Source organism: Shewanella hafniensis, assembly GCF_019655335.1.
Classification (GTDB): domain Bacteria; phylum Pseudomonadota; class Gammaproteobacteria; order Enterobacterales; family Shewanellaceae; genus Shewanella; species Shewanella hafniensis.
Window position 1 is genome coordinate 1 of record NZ_BPFD01000005.1, and the last position, 19,109, is coordinate 19,109.

General features: G+C 47.3%; 15 protein-coding genes and 1 pseudogene. 4 read left to right on the forward strand and 12 right to left on the reverse strand.

The genetic code is table 11. The annotated features are described in order from the left end of the window. Positions 1 to 126: 126 nt before the first annotated feature. Both K5Q99_RS02675 and K5Q99_RS02680 read right to left on the reverse strand, forming a co-directional pair. Positions 127 to 582: pseudogene (locus tag K5Q99_RS02675) on the reverse strand (nitrate- and nitrite sensing domain-containing protein); the annotation flags it as partial. A 280-nt stretch (positions 583 to 862) separates the two neighbouring features. After that, positions 863 to 1,495: a YchE family NAAT transporter gene (locus K5Q99_RS02680; protein ID WP_006081420.1), complete on the reverse strand. Its 633-nt coding sequence runs from the start codon at positions 1,493 to 1,495 to the stop codon at positions 863 to 865. A 318-nt stretch (positions 1,496 to 1,813) separates the two neighbouring features. On the opposite strand from K5Q99_RS02680, the gene adhE reads away from it, so the two are divergent. Beyond that, positions 1,814 to 4,417: a bifunctional acetaldehyde-CoA/alcohol dehydrogenase gene (gene adhE / locus K5Q99_RS02685; RefSeq protein WP_220775966.1), complete on the forward strand. Its 2,604-nt coding sequence runs from the start codon at positions 1,814 to 1,816 to the stop codon at positions 4,415 to 4,417. 251 nt (positions 4,418 to 4,668) lie between these two features. Here the strand turns inward: adhE and K5Q99_RS02690 are convergent, their stop codons facing one another. From K5Q99_RS02690 to K5Q99_RS02705, 4 genes are all read right to left on the reverse strand, one after another. Beyond that, entirely contained in the window at positions 4,669 to 5,604 is a 936-nt protein-coding gene (locus K5Q99_RS02690; protein WP_220775967.1) for a M14 family metallopeptidase, read from the reverse strand. A 70-nt stretch (positions 5,605 to 5,674) separates the two neighbouring features. Next, on the reverse strand, positions 5,675 to 6,133 hold the full coding sequence (locus K5Q99_RS02695) for a GNAT family N-acetyltransferase (protein ID WP_220775968.1): 459 nt from the start codon (positions 6,131 to 6,133) through the stop codon (positions 5,675 to 5,677). 242 nt (positions 6,134 to 6,375) lie between these two features. Continuing rightward, positions 6,376 to 8,427 carry a dipeptidyl-peptidase 5 gene (locus K5Q99_RS02700; protein ID WP_220775969.1) on the reverse strand — a complete coding sequence of 684 codons (2,052 nt, stop codon included), beginning with the start codon at positions 8,425 to 8,427 and terminating at the stop codon, positions 6,376 to 6,378. A 322-nt stretch (positions 8,428 to 8,749) separates the two neighbouring features. Then, complete coding sequence (locus K5Q99_RS02705; RefSeq protein ID WP_107950202.1) at positions 8,750 to 10,294, reverse strand: fumarate hydratase; 1,545 nt, start codon at positions 10,292 to 10,294, stop codon at positions 8,750 to 8,752. A 120-nt stretch (positions 10,295 to 10,414) separates the two neighbouring features. Between K5Q99_RS02705 and pabB the strand changes: the two genes are divergently transcribed. After that, entirely contained in the window at positions 10,415 to 11,818 is a 1,404-nt protein-coding gene (gene pabB / locus K5Q99_RS02710) for an aminodeoxychorismate synthase component I (RefSeq protein WP_220775970.1), read from the forward strand. A gap of 31 nt (positions 11,819 to 11,849) precedes the next feature. Beyond that, positions 11,850 to 12,437 (forward strand): CoA pyrophosphatase, encoded by a 588-nt coding sequence (locus tag K5Q99_RS02715; protein WP_106650360.1) that lies wholly within the window; start codon positions 11,850 to 11,852, stop codon positions 12,435 to 12,437. A 43-nt stretch (positions 12,438 to 12,480) separates the two neighbouring features. On the opposite strand, the gene K5Q99_RS02720 is transcribed toward K5Q99_RS02715, so the two are convergent. Beyond that, the gene (locus K5Q99_RS02720) at positions 12,481 to 12,816 is read right to left on the reverse strand and encodes a hypothetical protein (protein ID WP_220775971.1); all 336 of its coding nucleotides are present in this window, start codon (positions 12,814 to 12,816) and stop codon (positions 12,481 to 12,483) included. 150 nt (positions 12,817 to 12,966) lie between these two features. On the opposite strand from K5Q99_RS02720, the gene asnS reads away from it, so the two are divergent. Beyond that, the gene (gene asnS, locus K5Q99_RS02725) at positions 12,967 to 14,367 is read left to right on the forward strand and encodes an asparagine--tRNA ligase (RefSeq protein ID WP_220775972.1); all 1,401 of its coding nucleotides are present in this window, start codon (positions 12,967 to 12,969) and stop codon (positions 14,365 to 14,367) included. A 125-nt stretch (positions 14,368 to 14,492) separates the two neighbouring features. Here the strand turns inward: asnS and K5Q99_RS02730 are convergent, their stop codons facing one another. The 5 genes from K5Q99_RS02730 to K5Q99_RS02750 form a co-directional block, all read right to left on the reverse strand. Next, a complete protein-coding gene (locus tag K5Q99_RS02730) occupies positions 14,493 to 14,855 on the reverse strand; it encodes a DUF1801 domain-containing protein (protein ID WP_220776018.1) in 363 nt (120 codons plus the stop codon). A gap of 391 nt (positions 14,856 to 15,246) precedes the next feature. Beyond that, on the reverse strand, positions 15,247 to 15,834 hold the full coding sequence (locus K5Q99_RS02735) for a cytochrome c3 family protein (RefSeq protein ID WP_063882789.1): 588 nt from the start codon (positions 15,832 to 15,834) through the stop codon (positions 15,247 to 15,249). Between the two features lie 8 nt (positions 15,835 to 15,842). After that, entirely contained in the window at positions 15,843 to 16,328 is a 486-nt protein-coding gene (locus tag K5Q99_RS02740; protein ID WP_220775973.1) for a nitrate reductase cytochrome c-type subunit, read from the reverse strand. A gap of 10 nt (positions 16,329 to 16,338) precedes the next feature. Next, positions 16,339 to 18,828, reverse strand: a complete 2,490-nt coding sequence (gene napA, locus K5Q99_RS02745) for a nitrate reductase catalytic subunit NapA (protein WP_220593040.1) — start codon at positions 18,826 to 18,828, stop codon at positions 16,339 to 16,341. A 2-nt stretch (positions 18,829 to 18,830) separates the two neighbouring features. Continuing rightward, positions 18,831 to 19,088: a chaperone NapD gene (locus K5Q99_RS02750; RefSeq protein WP_220775974.1), complete on the reverse strand. Its 258-nt coding sequence runs from the start codon at positions 19,086 to 19,088 to the stop codon at positions 18,831 to 18,833. Positions 19,089 to 19,109 lie beyond the last annotated feature (21 nt).

The window sequence follows — 19,109 nt, forward strand, 5'->3', positions numbered from 1 at the left end:
ATTGAATTTGCTCAGAATAGAATTAACTATCGACCCAAAAAGTGTTTGAAGTTTAAGCAGCCTGCGGTGGTGTTTCACCAGTTAGCTGCTTAATTGTCGAGTGTCGCACTTCGGTGTTGAATTCGGGTTTAATTCTGTGTAATAGGCGACTTCGTCGGCAACGCTGATACTTAAACTGTCCACCTGTGAGCGAATTGAATTTAATCGCCCTAACTGTGAATTAAGTTCCTTTAGCTTAGGAGCAAATATCGCTGGCAGCTGATTTTGGGTGATAAATTGCTGGTAGAGACTCAGCTGTGTATCCGTAAGCTGTCTTTGACCAGGGATTTTCGCGGCAAAGGCTTTTCCCGCAGAGCCAAGAAATCCAGCGCTCATTCCGCGCTCTTTTTGTAATTCGTGCACTAAATTACTGTTTGTCACAGCCAACTCACTCAATTGCACCACTAAGGTTAAATCTTGCTTATATTCATACTTTTCAATGAGGTAAAGGGAGCCGCAGAGGAAACAAGCTAATAAGGGAGGCAAAACGACCATTAATAATTTTTGTTTTAGACTGAGATTACCAATCCATTGCCATTTCATAGAAATTTCCTTTTAAACGAATTTTTAACTAAATTAGCGAACACTAGGTATAGCATAAGATTATGCATAGGACGACTAAGGTTTGTAGAAAAGTAGTCGCTAATATACTGATAAACGGCGACTTCATGCCTTTCTTTAAAGGTGAAAAAAGCGCCAACTTATTAAGTGCACTCAGGGTAAACCGATAAAATTCAAAAAAATTAGCGTACAAATAAAAACGCACAGGAATAATACCTGTGCGTTTATTGATAAAAGTACGATGAATCCTGCGGAGTAATACTTAGCTAAAGAGCTGCGGAAATAATCCCTTAACACCTGCCGCAATCACTTCAATACCTATGGATAGCATTAATAGCCCCATAAGACGGGTAATCACGTTAATCCCCGTCTTACCCAAAATTTTATAAATGATGGATGCCATTCTAAACAGGCCAAAACTGACTAAACCAAACACAATCACAGTGATGAACATGGCAATAATGTTCGACAATGAATTATGCTCGGCGGCAAAGACGATCACTGAACTGATAGCACCAGGTCCCGCCATCAGTGGCAAGGCCAAAGGTACCACCGCCACCGATTCCATTGCCGAGGATTCGCGGTCTTCTTCTTGGTTGCGTTTCACTTCGCCTAATTTACCTTGCAACATCGACATCGCAATAATGGCAATCAAGCTGCCACCCGCGATCCTAAAGGCTGAAAGCGAAATACTGAACATATTCAGAATGTGCTGCCCCGCCACAATTGTGACTAAGAGGATCACCACAACCGCAAAGTTGGCCACTTTACCCGTGTGATTCCGCTCAGCCTCCGTTTGATGGCTGGTTAAGCTCACAAACACAGGCAACAAGCCAACCGGATTGATGATAGCAACGAGGCCAAGAAAAAATTTAACGTAAAGAGTTAACTCCAAGGGACTATCCTTATATGCGTGTCACGCCGTCTTCATCAAAATATGCTTGAGGGCAAGTATAGTATCTCAAGCGCTATTGACTGAAAAATGAGATTTTTGAGGTTAAATCACAACTTCGAATAATATTTAGTTATCGAAGCCGATGTATTTTCAGCGCAATTTTAAACAAACAAGTTACCCTAAGTGTAGTTTTATTACATAAAAGCCCGATATTGTCGGTAACATCACACTTTCAACGCGGTTTTAGGTGTAATTTTCTACCATAAAGAGGATTTAGTGAATGACTTGATTCACTAAATCTTTTTAGGAGTATTAATCATGACAGTGACCAATGCACAAGAACTGGATCTCATGGTCGAGCGTGTGGCAAAAGCACAAGCCGAGTATGCAACGTTCAGCCAAGCGCAAGTCGATAACATTTTCCGCGCAGCGGCACTTGCCGCTGCCGATGCGCGTATCTCGCTGGCGAAAATGGCCGCCGCAGAAACCCGCATGGGTGTCGTTGAAGACAAAGTGATCAAAAACCACTTTGCCTCTGAGTACATTTACAATAAATACAAAGATGAAAAAACCTGTGGGATTTTATCTGAAGATGTCACCTTCGGTACTATTACCATTGCTGAACCCGTCGGCATCATCTGTGGCATAGTGCCCACCACTAACCCCACATCGACAGCGATATTTAAGGCTTTAATCAGCCTTAAAACCCGTAACGCGATCATCTTCTCGCCCCATCCTAGGGCCAAAATATCTACCACAACGGCAGCAAAATTAGTGCTTGATGCGGCCATTGCTGCTGGCGCGCCCAAAGACATTATTGGCTGGATTGATGAACCCAGCGTTGCACTGTCAAATCAATTAATGACACACCCAAGGATCAATTTAATTCTCGCAACCGGTGGCCCAGGCATGGTAAAAGCCGCCTACTCTTCCGGTAAACCGGCGATTGGCGTCGGTGCGGGTAACACGCCTATTGTTATCGATGAAACCGCCGACATCAAACGCGCGGTCAGTTCGATTCTCATGTCGAAAACCTTTGATAACGGTGTGGTTTGTGCGTCAGAACAAGCGGTAATTGTGGTTGATAGTATTTACGAGCAAGTCAAAGAGCGTTTCGCGACTCACGGCGGCTATATGCTATCGAAGGATGAAACCGCGGCGATGCAGCAGGTCATTTTAAAAAATGGTGGCTTAAATGCCGATATCGTTGGCCAAAGCGCCGCCAGTATCGCGCAAATGGCGGGCTTTGAAGTGCCGCACTGGACCAAAGTGTTGATCGGTGAAGTCACCGACATTTGCGACAGTGAGGCCTTCGCCCATGAAAAATTATCACCACTGCTTGGTATGTACCGCGCCAGCGACTTTAACGATGCCATGGATAAAGCCGAAGCCTTAGTCGCGCTTGGCGGCATTGGCCACACATCAGGGCTTTATACCGACCAAGATACCCAAACAGAACGTGTGCATGCCTTTGGTTTTAGAATGAAAACAGCACGTATTTTGATCAACACCCCAGCCTCACAGGGCGGCATTGGCGATCTGTACAACTTCAAACTGGCACCGTCACTCACTTTGGGTTGTGGTTCTTGGGGCGGCAACTCGATTTCAGAAAACGTTGGCCCTAGTCATCTGATCAACAAAAAAACCGTCGCTAAGAGGGCCGAAAACATGTTGTGGCATAAGCTTCCTGCATCTATCTATTTCCGCCGCGGCAGTTTACCCATCGCACTTGAAGAACTGAGCGATAAAAAACGCGCTTTGATCATCACCGACAGATTTTTATTCAACCACGGTTATTGCGACGAAACCCTACGGATTTTAAAGGCACAAGGCCTTGAAACCGAAGTATTTTACGATGTTGAAGCCGATCCCACCTTAGCCATAGTCCGCCAAGGCGCTAGGGTTGCCCAAAGCTTTAAACCCGATGTGATTATTGCGCTCGGCGGCGGCTCCCCCATGGATGCGGCGAAGATTATTTGGGTGATGTACGAGCACCCCGATGTCGATTTTGCTGATTTGGCACTGCGCTTTATGGACATTCGTAAACGTATCTACAAATTCCCTAAAATGGGCAGTAAAGCCATGATGGTGGCGATTCCAACCACCTCAGGCACAGGCTCAGAAGTCACACCTTTTGCGGTAGTGACAGACGAAATTACCGGTAAAAAATACCCGATTGCCGATTATCAACTCACGCCCAACATGGCGATTGTTGACCCAAATCTAGTGATGGACATGCCTAAATCCCTCACCGCCTTTGGTGGCATAGATGCGGTGACCCATGCTCTTGAAGCCTATGTCAGCGTGATGGCAAACGAATATAGCGACGGCCAAGCACTGCAAGCCCTCGATTTACTGTGCAAATATTTACCCGATGCCTACAACTTGGGCTCACAGTCACCTGTCGCCCGTGAAAAGGTCCATAATGGCGCCACTATTGCGGGTATCGCCTTTGCTAACGCTTTCCTCGGGATTTGCCACTCAATGGCGCACAAACTGGGCGCAGAGTTCCATCTCGCCCACGGTTTAGCCAATGCGCTATTGATCAACAACGTAATACGCTTTAACGCAACGGATCTGCCCACTAAGCAAGCGGCCTTTAGCCAATACGACAGGCCAAAAGCCCTGTGCCGTTATGCAGCCATCGCAGATCACTTGAAACTAGGCGGAAAAACGGATGAAGAAAAAGTCGAAAAATTGCTTGAGAAAATCACACACCTCAAGAAGACGATTGGCATTCCTGCTTCTATCCAAGAAGCCGGCGTCAACGAAGCCGACTTCCTCGCCAAGCTAGATGAATTAGCCGAAGATGCCTTCGATGATCAATGTACCGGTGCCAATCCACGTTACCCCTTGATTAACGAGCTGAAACAACTGTTCCTCGATAGCTATTATGGCCGTGACTATAGCGATAACAACTAGGTAATCACCTAACGATGCTAAGCGCGTGCTAATTAAGCGCCGCGCAACATAAATGAAAAAGCCCTCGAATGAGGGCTTTTGCTGCATGCTTTACTGTGATGTAAAACGTGGGTATGTCGATGCGCTAATTGAATAAACGCAACACCACTTCACTAGGCTCGAACTCAACTTGCTATCACTAAACTAACCACCGTTAAGCTTATTATCACTAAGCTGGTCATTACTAAGCTTATCATCACAACAAACAGCGACTAACGCTGCGCCAGTACATAATCGATGGCGCTGGTGATGGCCGCAACCTGCGCCAGATTACATTCGGCAGGCGTGGCCGTTGGGCTATCTGGGTACACTTCTGTCGTAGTGTTATAAATACAGCCAGTGACACTGCTGCAAAGTCCTAATGACTTAAGCGGATAGTTAATCACCCCGTGCTGCACCACAGTCGAGCCAATGATCTCACCTTTCTCGTCGGCAGGAGCAATATGCGTCACTTTACTCACGCCATCAATAATGGCTTTTTGGAAGGCATCCATTGAGTTTTCGGTATCACCTACAGCATAAAAACCATCAGGGATAGTGCCTTTTTCATACTCAATGCCATCGCGGGCTGACAGCGCTGGACGAAACTCTAACTCATCTGAATCAGTAGTTTCATGTAAATCTACATGCAGATCAAAACCTTGCTCAACTGATGTAACTAGAGCCATCAAGGCTGCTGATTCCTCTGCGGGGCTGTTGGCATAGAATGAACGGTTTGGATCAATAGCCTTTGGATTCCAGCGATTAATGGTCTCGTAACCCCAAGGACTCACGCACACGGCAACCACTAAGTTTACCTGTTGCACGTAATTCGCCGCTTCATTAGCTAAAAAGGCCAATGCACCATGCACGCCGCTGGTTTCATAACCATGCACGCCGCCAGTCACCAACACAGTTGGCTTTTGTGGTTCAAACTGCTGGCTCTTCACCGCAAATAATGGATAACGATCGGCATTAATCGATAAGGCGCCATATTGCACAATGCCAAGCCTAAGTGAAGATAGCTTTGCTTCCATTGCCTTGAGTGGCGTCACAACATCATCCTGATACGAACGCTTGATTTGGGTGCTCGCCAGCCATGCGGCTTTTTCAGACTCGCCCCATTTTTCACCAGCGGTGCCGATGGGATAAAAGGTTAAATTTGCCATAATTCCTCTATTTTTAGTTCTATTAGCTCAATTGAGAGTACTAGTATTTGGATGAATGAGTGTTGCCAGCCTAAAGCGTCAACTGCATGGGAATATCGCGGATCCCGCCGCGCTCTCGCTCTGCTCCTAATGGCTCAAAGCCAAAACCTAAGTACACAGCCTGCGCATTCAGCGCCGAGTTCACGGTAAACACCCCCGGATTGCCTTGGGCTAAACATTGAGTTTTTGCATATTCCCATAACATTCGCGCTACACCTTGTCCCTGCGCATGGGAGGCGACAAAAAGATGGTACAAGTGGCTATTCGCCTTCATCCCCACTACGCCAGCGAGTTGGCCCGAGTCCGTTATGGCGACATGGTACTGATAACCCATAGCAAAATAGCTAGCAATCGCTTCAATCGACATAGCATTCACTAAGATTGCAGCGCCCTCTTCAGTGCATGTTGGGGCGATAAAGTCTTGGGTTAACTGAGTGAGCAATTCGCTTATTTCAGGGATATCAGCTAAGGTTGCGGCTCGAATATTCATCTTAACTCCTTGATTAAAAATAAATCCATTACATGACTCAATAAAAAGCCAGAACAGAGTCCTGGCTTTTTAAGACGCTTGAACAAAAGACGCTTAGCGTAAAACACTTCAAGAGTTAATCACATCAAACAACTCGCCGATGATAACCCTATCAGGGCGAGCCTTACGTCTTTTATTACACTGTCATTCACTGTTTGTTATTAAACAGTCTGTCATTCAACAGTCTGTTATTGTGCTGGCAGTTACTGCTTAGTCCAGCGGTCCATCCAACGGAATACATTGGCGTACCATTGCTCTAAGTTTTCAGGTTTTAGGATCCAGTGGTTTTCATCTGGGAAAATCAACAACTCAGATGGAATACCTTTACGCTGCATAAAGCTAAATGCCGCTAAACCTTGATCATAAGGCACACGGAAGTCTTTCTCACCATGAATAACTAACATGGGGGTTTTCCAGTTTTCAACATAATTCACTGGGTTAAACTTCTCATATAAGGCTTTGTTATCTGAGTAAGTACCGCCAAATTCGTACTCAGGGAACCATAACTCTTCGGTCACGTGGTACATAGAACGCATGTCGAACAGACCTGCGTGGTCAACAAGACACTTGAAACCATCGTTCCAGTTACCTTGGATCCAGTTCATCATGTAGCCGCCGTAAGAACCACCGAGCGCACAGGCGTTTTGCGGATCGAGCCATTTTTGTTGTTGGCTTACTGCCGCTAGGCCTTTTTGCAGATCTTCTAATGGCTTACCGCCCCAATCTTGGCTGATAGAATCCGTAAAGGCTTGGCCGTAACCGGTAGAGCCGTGGAAATCCACCATAACAACGCCATAGCCTGCACCCGCCCATAACTGCGCGTTCCAACGACCGCTGAAGGCATTACCAAATGACCCCTGCGGTCCACCATGCACTAAGTAGGCAATAGGATATTTTTTACCTTCTTGGAAGTTAGCTGGTTTGATCCAGTAACCGTAGACGTCTTCGTTATTCCAACCCTTGAAGCTGAACTGTTCAAACTTACCGAACTTGATCTCGGCCAGCTTATCTTTGTTCACTTCGGTCAGACGCTTAAGCCCTTGACCATCAGTGGTGATACTGTAGAGATCGCCCGGCTCAACTAAGGTTTTGCTATCGAAAATCAGTTCATCGTTAGTAACCGCAATTAAGCTGTTCGTGCCATCGCTGTAGACAGAACGCACATCGCCAAATTGGGTATTCACTTGGAAAATTGAGACTTGACCTAAGTCTTGTGCCGTGACATACAAGGTACGATTGTCAGGAGCAAACATCAGTGAGCTTGGGCTACGATCCCACAATGGCGCCACTTCTTTGGTTTGGCCAGTGGTGGTGTCGCGCAGCATGATACCGTAACGATCCGCTTCAAAACCCGGTTTCTTCATCGCTAAATAGGCCATGTAACGACCATCGCTCGAAAACGTTGGCTGCGCATCCCATGCGAGATTGTCTTTGGTTAAATTGGTTGCTGCGCCGCCTGTCACTGGCACTTGCCACAAATCATAGTTAGTGGTCCAAGCTTGATCTTTGCTCGGCGCTTTAGCACTATAAACCACAAACTTACCGTCTGGCGTGAAAGTCACTTCTTCCATACCCGAGAAAGGTTTTGGCGGCGTTTCAGTGTCTAACCCTTGGGTGACATCAACAACTTTAGTCAGTTTTTCACCGTTTACAGCGCCCACAAATAAATGGTTACGGGCGTGATCTTCCCACGTATCCCAGTGGCGAACCATTAACTGTTTGTATTCGCGACCCGTCGATTTACGCTCAGATTCAGCGGTAAATTTATCCTTTGAGCAGGCTAAATCCTTACATTCTGGGAATACGCGCATACTGAGTACAACTTGTTTACCATCGTTTGATAGCTTGTAGCCATCAATATCCAAAGGTAAATCAGAAACTTGAACCGCTTCACCGCCCGTTAATGGCAGTTGGAATAGCTGGCTTGAACCGCTACGACTGGCAAGGAAATAAATCGACTTGTCGTCAGTGGCGAAACTCACATCGTGCTCAGTGCCCGCGGCAGAGGTCAGTTGTAACGGTTTCGCTTTCGTGTCAGTCAGATCCAATAGATACAGATCAGAGCTGCCCTCTCCCTTATCGTTTACCGTTTTAAGACCATAAACTAATTTAGTGCCATCGTGGGACACAGTCGCAGAATGCATCTTATTGAGTTTAATGAGTTGTTGCACAGTAAAAGGCGTTGGATCGGCCGCTTGGGCAGATAACGCCAACCCTGCGGCGCCGAGCGCCAATAGGAGAGGAGCTATTTTCATTGTTATGTCCGTCTTTTGTTGAACAGGTTCGAGGCTTGCAAATATTCGATAATCATCATTGCTGCAAACACGAATGTTAAAAACGATCTGAGATCGTATCTTTTGAAGATAAGCTTTCCACACTATCGAAACAAAAACGCTCAAGCAAGCCAAATGGCGAACCTGAGCGTATTTTTTTGTGACAAAATGTCAGTGGCGCAATGATTTGTCTAAGGAACCGATATCAGATTACCTAAGCAACCGATATCAGCGCGTAAACTCAAACGGCTTTGCTTAAAAAGCCATCAAGTTCAATCCGCTAACGCCTAAGCTTTACTCCAACTCAGGCTTTCGCGTTGGCGATATTCACTTTCCAAATTGCAGGGCCGGTTTCATGGGCGTTCACGCCGTTTGAATCCACTGCCACAGTCACTGGCATATCTTGCACGTCAAACTCGTAAATCGCTTCCATGCCTAAATCGGCAAAGGCCACAACGCGAGAATGTTTAATCGCTTTAGACACCAGATACGCTGCGCCGCCAACGGCCATCAGATATACCGCTTTGTGTTTTTTGATTGATTCAACTGTCGCAGGGCCGCGCTCAGCTTTACCTATCATGCCCATCAAGCCAGTTTTCTCTAACATTAGATCAGTGAATTTATCCATACGGGTTGCTGTGGTTGGGCCCGCAGGACCGACAACTTCAGCACCGACTGGATCAACGGGGCCAACGTAGTAAATAAACTTACCGGTAAAGTCCACGCCTTCTGGCAAGCCTTCACCGCTTTCAATCAGGCTTTGAATGCGCTTATGGGCAGCATCACGACCTGTGAGCATTTTACCGCTGAGCAGAATGGTTTCACCGCTCTGCCACTGCTCGATATCCGCTTGAGTCACAGTATCTAGGTTAACGCGGCGCACATCATCACCCACTTCACGGGTGATTTCTGGCCAATCTGACAATGATGGCGGCGTTAATTCCGCAGGACCTGAGCCGTCTAAATGGAAATGCACGTGGCGAGTCGCTGCGCAGTTCGGGATCATCACCACAGGCTTTGATGCCGCATGGGTGGGCGCCGATTTGATTTTAACGTCTAACACTGTGGTTAACCCGCCAAGACCTTGGGCACCTATGCCTAAGTTGTTCGCACGCTCAAAAATGTCTAAACGCAGCTTTTCTTCAGTCGTTTGCGCGCCACGGGCCATCAACTCATGGATATCCACGCTTTCCATCAGCGCTTCTTTGGCTAATACGGCCGCTTTTTCCGCTGTACCGCCAATGCCTATACCCAGCATTCCCGGTGGACACCAGCCCGCGCCCATGGTCGGTAACGTTTTTTCTACCCAAGCGGCGATATCATCTGATGGGTTTAACATCACCATCTTAGCTTTGTTTTCACTGCCGCCGCCTTTGGCTGCAATCGCCACTTCGATGTGGTTGCCTGGCACCATGTCGATATGCACCACAGATGGGGTGTTATCTTTGGTATTTTTACGGCTGCCAGCAGGATCTGACACGATGGATGCACGCAGTGGGTTATCAGGATTGGTATAGGCACGACGAACACCTTCGTCGACCATTTCCTGAATGGTCATATCGGTTTTGTCCCATTGGACACCCATACCTACTTTTACGAAGGTGGTGACAATCCCTGTGTCTTGGCACAAAGGACGTTTACCTTCGGCCGACATGCGCGAATTAATTAAGATCTGGGCAATAGCATCCTTCGCCGCAGCACTTTGTTCACGCTCATAAGCTTGGCTCATGGCATCAACAAAATCCTTCGGGTGGTAATAGGAGATGTATTGCAAAGCATCCGCCACACTTTCAATAAAGTCGGCTTGCTTAATCACAGAATTGACAGACATTTCATGGTTAGATGACATAGTAGGAGCGCTCCAGCAGCCTTTGCGGCCTAACTTGTTTTTTGTTTAATTCTTTCTGGGCCAATATGATACTCTTTCACATCTTTTTGGGCTACATCACATTTTGAATAGGGTTAATCGATGGCAATTAGGGCGTCAAAACAGCTTGCATCACGCCAACTTGACTGGACATTAAGCACCGCAGCACTGTTCGAACATTTTGCAAATGACACTTGGGCAATCCTGTTAGATTCGGCGAACGCGCCGCATCAAGACGCCAGATTCGACATCATTTGCGCCAATCCCATCGCCACATTAGTCACTCAGGGCGAGCGTAGCGATATCACACTCATCGATACGAACTTGAGCTTACCCGAGGCGATAGCACCAAACCATGATCCCTTCGCTTTGCTCAACACATTATTAACCCATTGGTATTCAGAACCGTTTGATTGCACTCTGCCCTTTAGTGGTGGCGCCATGGGCAGTTTTAGCTACGATTTAGGCCGCAGAATTGAATCCCTGCCGATAACGGCCAAGCAAGACATACAACTGCCAGAGATGAACATCGGTTTTTACGACTGGGCGTTAGTTTATGATTACCAAGCCCAGTGTTGGTATTTACTGCACTACTTAGGTGAAGCGGCCCTCGATATCGAATTGAATAAAATTCAAGCTAAAATAGCTAAAAAGCCCAATACAGCTGCATTCATGCTCACTAGCCCATGGGCGGCACAGATGGACAAAAGCCAATACACCGGCAAATTTGAGGCGGTACAAGCCTATTTGCACAGCGGCGATTGCTATCAAATAAATTTAACCCAAAGATTCGAAGCCCATTATCAAGGCGATGAATGGTCGGCCTATTGCCAACTTCGTCATGCCAATAAAGCGCCCTTCTCGGCCTTTATGCGTCTGCCACATAACGCCATTTTATCGATTTCACCCGAGCGCTTTATTCAGCTTCGCGATGACGATATTCAGACTAAACCCATTAAAGGCACGCTGCCGCGCCATGTTGATCCCGCGCTTGACGCTAAGGCCGCCAATACTCTGGCAAACTCGCCAAAGGATCGCGCCGAAAATGTCATGATTGTCGATTTGCTGCGTAATGATATCGGCAAAGTGGCGGCATCAGGCTCGGTACATGTACCGCATCTGTTTGAGATTGAAAGTTTTCCTGCGGTGCATCACTTAGTTAGTACAGTGACGGCCAAGCTTGATGCCAAGTACAGCGCCAGTGATTTGCTGCGCGCGGCGTTCCCAGGCGGTTCGATTACCGGCGCACCGAAAATCCGCGCCATGGAAATTATCGAAGAACTCGAACCTTCACGGCGCAGTCTGTACTGTGGCTCTATGGGTTATATCAGCCAAGATGGCCAAATGGATACCAGTATCACTATTCGCACTATTGTGGCTGAGCAGGGGAAACTCTATTGCTGGGCGGGCGGCGGCATAGTGGCGGATTCTGAAGTGAATGCCGAGTACCAAGAAACCTTTGATAAGATAAGCCGAATTTTGCCTTTACTTGGCGCAGAGCCGTAAGCTTTAAAACTAAACAGTCACGGAAACCTCGATGGATCAAGCGGAATTTAGACTCAGATTTAATCTGCACCCTTTAGCGCTGCAAGATCCGGCGGCCTTCCCACACCTTGGACTGCGCAAAGCTGCGGTGTTGATCCCGCTGCAGGATATCAATGGTGAGCTCAATCTTATTTTAACCCAAAGACCCATGCACCTTCGCGCCCATCCGGGGCAGATCAGTTTCCCCGGAGGTAAAATTGAGCCCCATGATGTCGATGCAATTGCAGCTGCGTTAAGGGAAGCTGAAGAAGAAATTGGACTCTCAAGGCATAATGTCGAGGTGGTGGGCACGTTTCCTGCACACAATACTTTTACCGGGTTTGAAATCACCCCCGTGGTAGGCATTATCAAGCAAGCATTTGATTGGAAACTCGATCCTGGTGAAGTTGCAGATTGCTTTACTGTGCCATTAAGCTTTTTTATTGAGCCGAGCCATCGCCACCAAAAACGCTTTTTACGCCAAGGACGCTACTACAGCGTGCATTTTATTCCCTATCAACAACGTTTTATTTGGGGCGCGACCGCCGCCATTATCGACCATTTGTGCCGCCAGTTAAGCATTCCTGCCGATATTCTCTGACTTCATTTGCCATAGCGAAACCGCTACGAGCCAACTGGCTTGCTTAAACCACCAAATGAATATACAAACCGGCGACAATCGAGGTTAACAGCAACATGGGAATATTAAACCAATAGCCCATACGACTGTGTTGGGCGACATAAAAATTAAATGCTAAACTGACCAAACTAATGCCGCCACAGGCCCAAATCAAATACTGCAATAACTGGGTTTCATGTGGATCCCAATGAACTCTAAATGTCGCGCCACGAGTCAAATAGGCCCCAACTTCACGGTCTGGCCTTGCATCACTAAACACTAATAGCGCATAGACGGCTATTGCCCAGCCTAAAATGGATAAGGTCGCAAGGATAATTTGAAATATTCTAGTCTTGCTCATACCGCCTCCCGCCGTTTAACTCACTATATCGCTCAATATCGATATTATTAACCTCAGGATACCTTTTTCAGCTTGAGAAAAGCCACCAGCAAGGTAATATAAACCTCCAAAATTTTCATATAAAACGTTTCGTTGGAGAATTAAGCAACAATGAGCATTGCATCTGTCGCATCTGTATTTAAAGGTGAGCACGCCGTCGGTTCTAAAGTCACAGTGCGTGGCTGGGTCAGAACCCGTCGAGACTCTAAAGCCGGCATCTCTTTTTTAGCTGTTTACGACGGCTCTTGCTTTAATCCTATCCAAGGTGTCGTGCCCAATAGCTTAGATAATTACGACAACGAAGTGTTAAAGCTGACTGCGGGTTGCTCTGTTGTAATGACGGGCGACGTGGTGGAATCTCCTGGTGCAGGCCAAGCATTTGAGCTGCAAGTGACTGAACTTGAAGTCGCTGGCTGGGTTGATGATCCAGACACTTACCCAATGGCCGCTAAGCGTCACTCAATTGAACATTTACGCGAATTAGCGCACTTACGCCCACGCACTAACATTATTGGTGCCGTTGCTCGCGTACGTAACTGTTTATCCCAAGCGATTCACCGCTTCTACCACGAAGAAGGCTTTATTTGGGTATCGACCCCACTTATCACAGCATCTGATTGCGAAGGCGCCGGTGAGATGTTCCGCGTATCGACCTTAGATATGGAAAACCTACCGCGTACTGAAGCGGGTAAAGTCGATTACGATAAAGATTTCTTCGGTAAAGAAGCTTTCCTGACCGTATCGGGCCAGTTGAATGCTGAAACCTACGCCTGTGCACTGTCAAAAGTGTATACCTTTGGCCCGACTTTCCGTGCTGAAAACTCAAACACTAGCCGCCACTTAGCGGAATTTTGGATGGTTGAGCCTGAAGTGGCCTTCGCTAATTTAAACGACATCGCTGGCCTTGCCGAAGCTATGTTGAAATATGCGTTCAATGCCGTATTGACTGAACGTATGGACGATTTACAATTCTTCGCCCAGCACGTTGATAAGACAGTGATCGACCGTCTGCAATCTTTCGTTTCAAGCGATTTTGCTCAAGTGGATTACACGGATGCGGTTGAAATTCTGCAAAACTGTGGCAGAACCTTCGAGTTCCCTGTGTCTTGGGGCATCGATTTATCTTCTGAGCATGAGCGTTACTTAGCCGAAGAACACTTCAAAGCCCCTGTGGTAGTGAAGAACTACCCGAAAGATATCAAGGCCTTCTACATGCGCTTAAACGATGACGGTAAAACTGTTGCCGCGATGGACGTGTTAGCCCCAGGTATTGGTGAGATCATCGGTGGCTCTCAACGTGAAGAGCGTTTAGACGTGCTAGATATGCGTCTAGCCGAAATGGATCTGAACCAAGAAGATTACTGGTGGTACCGTGATATGCGCCGTTATGGCACAGTGCCACATGCAGGTTTTGGTCTAGGGTTTGAGCGTTTAGTATCTTACGTGACGGGCGTGAACAACATTCGTGATGTTATCCCTTTCCCACGTGCACCGCGCACTGCGAACTTCTAATCTCCCTTAACTTGGGACTGCATAGCTAAGACATCTCTATTAAGCCTTAGCAAAACGAAAGGAGCTGAATATTCAGCTCCTTTTTTGTTTGTCCGTTTTAGTCACATCATGCGGCTAAACAATCATTAATCCGCCAGACTCAACGCCTGTGCAATATATTCCGCGACTCGCTTGGCAGCAATATCATCGATTGACACCAACTTAATATGGCGACGAAATTTGCCACTGCCTTCGAGAACCTTGTGTGGATCGCTAAGATTCGCGCCTAAGCTAAACTCCAATGAAACATGCTGTTTATAGGCAAACACACCACCAAAACTGGCTTTGGTGCTAAAGAGTATACCGCCGTATTTAACGGCTTCAGTAATGGCCCGCGACGATGTGGTGGCGGCAGTTTTGACCTCCTGTCGCACCCCCTGCACGATTTCAAGCAGGCTCGGGCTCATAAAACCGATGTCTTCTAAGAGTTTTTCAAGTTGTTCATTCATCATCGCCTCCTGCGTAATGGCATTTTCCATAGCGGCCTTCTATCACGACCTCTTTATCATCCAATAACGATTCTTTACTGATTGTATCCTGAGCCGTAAAGTGAATAAAACGCCATTAGCTGCTCGGTAACACAATTAATTGATTAGACCTTAATTCAGCATACCAAGTACGGCTTTAGGTCACTATGCCACGGTGCCATTACAATCAATAAAAAGGCCAAGCATCACTATGCTTGACCTTTGGCTGGAGATGGCTAATAAACATTTAGCCGCACTAAGTCACACTTACTAACACTAACCAACGCTAAGTTAAACGAGATTAAACTACACAAACCTAAGTCACGATTACACAAAACAAAGTCGCGCTAAGCAACACGGGGAACGATTCAGCTTAAAATCCCTTCACACCTTCCATATCAGGGAGATGGTGAGCAATCCCCTTGTGGCAGTCGATACAGGTCTTTTCGCCGCTCGCCAGTGACGTTGAGTGCATCTGTGACGCTCTAGGTGACTGGCGGGTAAAATCCATATAAGTGAAGTTATGGCAATTACGGCACTCGAGCGAGTCATTGGCTTTTAATCTTTCCCATTCATGTTCAGCTAACTCACGCCGTTTACTTTCAAACTTTTCTCGGGTGTTAATCGTGCCGAAAACCTTACCCCACACTTCCTTAGATGCCTGCATCTTACGGGCGATCTTATCTGTCCAGTTATGTGGTACATGGCAATCTGGGCAGGTTGCCCGCACACCACTGCGGTTAGTGAAATGAATCGTTGTCTGTAACTCTTGATAGACGTTATTTTCCATCTCATGGCAACCGATACAGAAGGCTTCCTTGTTGGTAGCTTCAAGGGCAGTGTTAAAGCCGCCCCAGAAAATCACCCCAGCCACAAAGCCACCTAAGGTCAAAAAACCTAAACTGTAATGCACACTCGGACGATTGAGTACCTGCCAGATTTTTTTCAGTTTATCTAACATGCTAACTCCTAGTGTTTTTTCTGCTCAGTGTTGGTTTTGATCAGATGTTCCATGTCTACAAAGTCGTTTTCGACCAGTAACTTGGCATCTAACTGCGGCACATGACACTGAGTACAGAAATATCGACGCGGCGATAATTCGGCTAAGAAGTTATTATCCCTGTCCATATAGTGCGTGACACTGACCATAGGCGCTTGGGAATCCCCGATACGACTGCGAGCATGGCAGGCCATACATTTATTCACTTTAAGATCGAGCTGATAGCCGTCAATTTTGTGCGGGATCACGGGCGGCTGCATGGGATAGTTACGCACTTCCTTCACATCGGTATTACGCACGTTTTGCATCGCTGGCGGCGTCGGCTCGATATTGATAGGCGCTTGGCGCAGGGTATCAATTTTATCTTCGGGAATACTGGCGGCAGATACACTTGTCATCATTAATGCGCCAAAGGCCAGTAAACCGATCGCTGAAACTAATTTTAGGGTTTTCATCGTGTTCTCCTTAAACCTTGACGATCTTCACCGCACATTTTTTAAAGTCAGTTTGTTTTGACAAGGGATCTGTCGCATCTAAAGTGACTTTATTAATGAGTTGGCTAGCATCAAACCAAGGCACAAACACTAAGCCCACAGGCGGTTTATTACGGCCACGGGTTTCAACTCGGGTCTTAATTTCCCCCCGGCGTGACACCACACGAATTTCGTCACCACGGCGTAAACCGCGTTTCTTGGCATCTTCGGGATGCATAAAACACACAGCATCAGGGAAAGCACGATAAAGCTCAGGCACACGTTGGGTCATAGAACCCGAATGCCAATGTTCCAGTACTCGGCCCGTCGATAACCAAATATCATATTCTTCGTCTGGCGACTCAGCGGCGGGTTCATAGGGCAGCGCAAATATCACCGCACGGCCATCTGGTTTACCGTAAAACTCAAAACCCTTACCTGCTTTAACATAAGGATCGCTACCCTCACGGAAACGCCACTTGGTTTCCTTGCCATCCACCACAGGCCAACGCAGACCATGGGCCTCGTGATAAGCATCAAATGGTGCTAAGTCGTGGCCATGACCGCGTCCAAAGGAGGCGTATTCTTCAAACAGGCCTTTTTGCACATAGAAACCAAAATGTTTCGCTTCATCGTTCAGATACTTAGGATCCGCATCCGTCAACGGGAACTTATCAACATTGCCGTTTTGGTACAGAACTTCGAATAGGGTTTTGCCCTTAAACTCTGGATTAGCGGCTAACACATCTTTTGGCCACACTTCATCTGTAGTGAAACGTTTCGCAAACTCCATCAACTGCCACAGATCCGAATGCGACTCACCCGGCGCTTGCACCATTTGATGCCAGAACTGAGTACGGCGCTCGGCATTGCCGTAAGCCCCCTCTTTCTCAACCCACATAGCAGTGGGCAAGATCAAATCGGCGGCTTGAGTGGTAACTGTGGGATAAGCATCTGATACCACGATAAAGTTGGCAGGGTTACGGTAACCCGGTAGCCCTTCTTCGTTAATGTTCGGCCCCGCCTGCATATTGTTGTTCACTTGCACCCAATAGCAGTTCAAGTCACCGTCTTTCAGGCGGCGATTTTGCTCGACTGCATGATAACCGGGTTTAGGTGGAATAATGCCGCTTGGAATTTTCCACGTTTCTTCAGCGTGTTTTCTGTGCTCGGGATTGGTCACCACCATGTCCGCAGGTAAACGGTGAGAGAAAGTCCCGACTTCACGGGCCGTGCCACAGGCCGATGGCTGACCTGTCAGCGAGAACGGACTGTTGCCAGGGGTAGAAATCTTACCTGTTAATAAATGGATGTTGTAAATCAGGTTGTTACACCACACACCACGGGTATGTTGGTTAAAGCCCATGGTCCAGAATGACGTCACTTTCGTATTAGGATCAGCATACAGCTTCGCCAATTCGATCAGTTTATCTTCTGGCACGCCAGACAGTTTACTGACTTTCTCGACTGTGTATTCGGCAACAAAGGCTTTGAAGGCTTCAAAATCGATTGGCGTTGAATCTCCCGCCGTTTTCACATTTTTAGCTTTTTGCTCTAGGGGATGAGTCGGACGTAAACCGTAGCCGATATCAGTCGTGCCTTGGCGGAAATTTACGTGTTTCTTCACGAAATCCCAGTTCACTTTATCGTTTTGAATAATATAGTTAGCAATAAAGTTCAACATAGCCAAATCGGTTTGCGGGGTGAACACTATCGGTAAATCTGCCAGATCGAAGGAGCGATGCTGGAAAGTCGATAACACGGCCACTTTGACATGAGGTTCACTCAAGCGTCTGTCGGTCACGCGGCTCCACAGGATCGGGTGCATTTCGGCCATGTTCGAGCCCCAAAGCACAAACGCATCGGCGGCTTCCATATCGTCATAGCAGCCCATTGGCTCATCGATACCGAAAGTGCGCATAAAACCGACCACGGCCGACGCCATACAATGACGCGCATTAGGGTCGATATTATTCGATCCAAACCCCGCTTTCATCAACTTAACGGCGGCGTAACCTTCCCACACAGTCCATTGGCCCGAACCAAACATGCCTACAGCGGTTGGGCCCTTGGCTTTAATGGTCTCTTTCCATTTTTGCGCCATGATATCGAAGGCGCTGTCCCAGCTTATCGGCGAAAACTCGCCGTGCTTGTCGTATTTGCCATCGGTCATTCGCAGCATGGGCGTGGTTAAGCGATCGCTGCCATACATGATTTTCGATAGGAAATAACCCTTGATACAGTTAAGGCCACGGTTCACTTCACTGTTGGCATCGCCATGGGTGGCCACCACTTTGCCATCGCGAGTGGCGACAATCACAGAGCAGCCCGTACCACAGAAACGGCAAGGCGCCTTGTTCCACTCTAATTTGGTTTGTTCTGAGCTGGTTATCAGGTTACTTGCACCAGCGGGCAAGGCTAAACCTGCGGCCCCTGCAGCGGCGATCACCGCGTTGGCCTTAATAAAGTCACGTCTGTTCATATTCATTCTTCACCCTCTTCGAGCGTTTCACTCTGGTGGTAAACCATAGTGGCGGATAACACACCCGGAATGGCATTGATCGCTTCTATGCAGTCCATCAAGGCGCGCTGAGTCTCACCTTCGATAACCACGACCAATTTCACTTCGTTGTTGACGGAAAGTTCGGCATTTTCAATGGTCATTATCTGTTGTCTAACATCTGCCATTTTCTGCGGTAAGACCTGCACCACTAAACTGGTGATATGGAGTTCTTTGCTCATCCGACATTCCACTCTTTGTCT